The organism is Mesorhizobium sp. M7A.F.Ca.CA.003.01.2.1 (assembly GCF_003998945.1).
In the GTDB taxonomy this organism is placed as follows: Bacteria; Pseudomonadota; Alphaproteobacteria; order Rhizobiales; family Rhizobiaceae; genus Mesorhizobium; species Mesorhizobium ciceri.
Genome location: NZ_RZRA01000531.1, coordinates 1 through 3,925 on the forward strand (window position 1 = coordinate 1; position 3,925 = coordinate 3,925).

General features: G+C 63.4%; 3 protein-coding genes and 1 pseudogene. 3 read left to right on the plus strand and 1 reads right to left on the minus strand.

Features of this window, described 5'->3' with window-relative positions:
• Positions 1–664, plus strand: a 664-nt coding sequence (locus EN969_RS20420; protein WP_127419341.1) for an alpha/beta hydrolase, incomplete at its 5' end; no start/stop codon positions are given.
• A gap of 137 nt (positions 665–801) precedes the next feature.
• On the opposite strand, the gene ade is transcribed toward EN969_RS20420, so the two are convergent.
• Positions 802–2,610: an adenine deaminase gene (ade, locus tag EN969_RS20425; protein WP_063168106.1), complete on the minus strand. Its 1,809-nt coding sequence runs from the start codon at positions 2,608–2,610 to the stop codon at positions 802–804.
• Between the two features lie 147 nt (positions 2,611–2,757).
• Between ade and EN969_RS20430 the strand changes: the two genes are divergently transcribed.
• The gene (locus EN969_RS20430; protein WP_063168107.1) at positions 2,758–3,609 is read left to right on the plus strand and encodes an alpha/beta fold hydrolase; all 852 of its coding nucleotides are present in this window, start codon (positions 2,758–2,760) and stop codon (positions 3,607–3,609) included.
• Between the two features lie 94 nt (positions 3,610–3,703).
• Positions 3,704–3,877, plus strand: a pseudogene (locus EN969_RS20435) (porin family protein); the annotation flags it as partial.
• Positions 3,878–3,925 lie beyond the last annotated feature (48 nt).

Here is a 3,925-nt window from a genome sequence, read left to right on the forward strand (position 1 = left end):
GACCACGGGTTACATCTACGACAAGGAAAGCGCCAACGCAGCGCGCGACGACCTCGAGGCGACGCTCAGGATGCTGGCCAAGACAAAGGTCAAGAGCATCGACATCATCGCCCATTCGATGGGAACCTGGGTGACCATGGAGACGCTGCGCCAGCTTGCCATCACCGGCGACCGGGATCTCGGCGGCAAACTGGGCTACGTCATCCTGGCCTCGCCCGACATCGATGTCGACGTCTTCAAGAAGCAGATGATCCGCTACGGCAAACCCGACAAGCCGTTCGCCATCCTGCTCTCTGCGGATGACCGGGCTCTCAAGCTCTCGTCCCTGATCTCGGGCGACAAGCCGCGCGTCGGCGACTACGGCAACGCTGCAGACCTCGCCAGCTATGGCGTGTCGGTGGTCGATCTTTCCCAGGCCAAGGGCGGCGACCGCCTCAACCACGCCAAATTCGCCGACAACCCGATGCTGGTGCAACTGCTCGGCGACCGGCTGCGGGCGCCGGCGGGCCTCGCCTCGGACGAACCCGACCCGACACAGCTCAACAATCTCGGCCAGGGCCTCGGCAAGGCCGTCGGCTCGGTCGCCGAGATCGTCATCACCACGCCGTTCAAGGTGCTGACCATCGCCACCGGCGGGGGAGCCAGCGGGCGGCATTGGCCCTAGGATTGTTGAGATTCGGGTCAGGCCGAGCCGAAAGTGGTGGTTTTCGAGAACCGGAGCGGAGCGTACTTAAGTACGTGAGCACCGGAAGCGCAGAAAATCGCTACTTACAGGTCGGCATGGCCTGAATATCAACAATCCTAGACGAACAGATCGACCTTCTGGAATGTCGTCACATCGATCAGGCCGACATCGGAGATCCTGAGCTCCGGAATGACGACCAGCGCCAGCAGCGAGTGCTGCATGTAGGCGTTGTTCAATGAACAGCCCATCTTGCGCATCGCCTCGGTGAGCTTCTCGGCCTTGGCGGCGACGATTTCCGCCCGTTCGTCCGACATCAGGCCTGCGATCGGCATTTCGACCAGCGCCAGTTCCTTGCCCTTGGAGAACAGCACGACGCCGCCACCGACCGCGCCCAGACGGTTTACCGCCAGCGCCATGTCCTGCTTGTTGGTGCCGACGCAGATGATGTGGTGGGCGTCATGCGCCACGCTGGACGCCATGGCGCAGTCGCCCATATAGCCGAAGCCCGAAACGAAGGCGTTGCTGACGCCGCCCGTGCCCCTGTGACGCTCGACCAGCGCGATCTGGCAGATGTCGTTGCGGCGGTCCATTGCGACCAGCCCGTCCTCGACCGGCAGATCGGCCTCCAGCGCGCGCGTCGGCGCCTGGTTCTCGATGACGCCGATGACACGCACCCGAACCTCGTTGGCGCCCTTGGGGGCGGCGATATCGAAGTCGTCGCCCTTCAACTTCTTGCCGAGCTTGACGGTGTTCTTCGCCGTCCGGGGGTAATCATAGGCCGGAATGTCGATTTCGAGCTTGCCGCCCTTGGCCACCCTGACGCCGCGTGCATAGACCTCGTCGATGGTCATTGCGGCGAGATCCGAGACGATCAGCAGGTCGGCCAGCCGGCCCGGCGCGATCGAGCCGATCTCGCGCTCCAGTTTGAAATGCTGGGCGGTATTGAGCGTCGCCATCTGGATCGCCGTCACCGGCTTCAATCCCTGTTGGATGGCGTGGCGCACCACGCGGTCCATATGGCCCTCTTGGACCAGCGTGCCGGAATGGCTGTCGTCGGTGCACAGGATGAAGTTGCGCGGGTCGATTCCGCCCTCCGTCACCGCCTTGATCTGCGAGGCGACGTCGTACCAGGCCGAGCCCAGCCGCAGCATCGCCTTCATGCCCTGGCGCACGCGGGCGATAGCGTCCTCGGCGCGCGTGCCCTCATGGTCGTCCTCGGGGCCGCCGGCGACGTAGCCGTGGAACGGCAGGCCGAGATCGCGCGAGGCATAGTGGCCGCCGACCGTCTTGCCCGCCTTGACCGTCGCCGCGATCTCGCCCGACATGACCGGATCATTGGCGACGACGCCGGGGAAATTCATCACTTCGCCCAGGCCGATAATGTTCTCCCAGGTCATCGCTTCCGCGACATCGGCGACCGTCAGCTCGGCGCCGGCATGTTCCAGCCCCGGCGCCGAAGGCACGCAGGACGGCATCTGGACATGCACGTTGATGGGCATGGCGACCGCTTCGTCATGCATCAGCCGCACGCCGGGCAGACCCAGAACATTGGCGATCTCGTGCGGGTCGATGAACATCGAGGTGGTGCCGTGCGGAATGACGGCCCGGCAGAACTCGGTCACCGTCACCATGCCGCTCTCGACATGCATATGCGCGTCGCAGAGGCCGGGCACCAGATAACGCCCGCCGGCATCGACCACCTTGGTGCCCTGGCCGATTGCATGGCTGGCATTGGGCCCGCAATAGGCAAAGCGCCCGCCGGCAATGGCGATGTCGGTGCCGGCGATGATCTCGCCCGAATGAACGTTCACCCAGCGGCCGTTGCGCACGACCAGGTCAGCGGGTTTGCGCCCCACGGCGACATCGACCAGATGTGTCGCCATCTCGGTCCACGGTCTGGGTTTTGCGGGCGTTGCTTTCGTCATTGGCGATTCCTCGGTTGCCGCCAGTCTCGCAAATGTCGGCGGGCGCCGCCAGAGCCGTCGGTCCGACATACCGCGTCAGGGCGAGCTTGTTGACTAATCCGGCTGGAAGGCGATGCTGACCGCGAACCGAACCATATGAGGGAAGACATGACCCGTTTTTGGAAAGCGTTCGCCATCGTTATCTTGTTCGCAGCGTCGACCACTTCTGCCGTGGCCGAGGAGCGTTGGCAGACCTTGCCGGAACCAGCGGCCATGCCCAAACCCGATCAGAGCGGATACGCGCCGGTGAACGGCATCCAGATGTACTACGCCGTTTTCGGCGCGGGCGATCCGGTGCTGCTCATCCATGGCGGCCTCGGCCACGGCGACATCTGGGCCAGCCAGGTGGCCACGCTTTCCAAGACGCACAAGGTAATCGTCGCCGACAGCCGTGGCCACGGCCGCTCCACCCGCACCGAGCAGCCCTATGGCTACGACTTGATGGCATCGGACTATCTGGCGCTGCTCGACCACCTGAAGATCGACAAGACCGCGCTTGTCGGCTGGAGCGATGGCGGCATCATCGGTATCGACATCGCACTGCATCATCCGGAGCGGCTGACAAGGCTGTTCGCGCAAGCCGCCAACGTAACCACCGACGGCCTTGATCCGGGCGTGATGACCAACAAGACCTTTGCCGCCTACATCGACCGCTCCGGCCGCGACTACAAGAAGATGTCGAAAACACCGGACCAGTATGACGCCTTCGTGGCGCAGATGAGCCACATGTGGGAGAGCGAGCCGGCGTGGAGCAAGGAACAGCTTGCCGAGATAACCACGCCGACGGCGATCGTTGCCGGCGACCACGATGAGGCGATCAAGCGCGAACACACCGACTATATCGCCTCCGCCATCCCAGGTGCGAAGCTGATCATCCTGCCCAACGCCAGTCATTTCGCCATGCTGCAAGCGCCGGATGAATATAGCCAGGCTGTGCTGGACTTCATCGATGCCAAATAGAGGATTCTGTACGGCGACAGGGGGATTGCGATTGCGGCGAATGCGGTTATCCTTCTGACGAGGATCTTTCTGAACCGTCATTTCGGGGAGTTCGATGCGTCGATTGATGGTCGCTAGTGCCGGTTTCCTTGCCGTTCTGGCCGTGCCGGCTTTTGCAGCCGACCCGGCGGTCGACGTGCCGATGACCGCGCCCGGATTCGACTGGACGGGCTATTACGCTGGTCTGCAGGCCGGCTATGGCTGGGGCCAATCCGATGTATCGGTCACATAAGGTGGGCCATTTTCCATCGCCCCCGACATTGACGGCGGTTTTTTC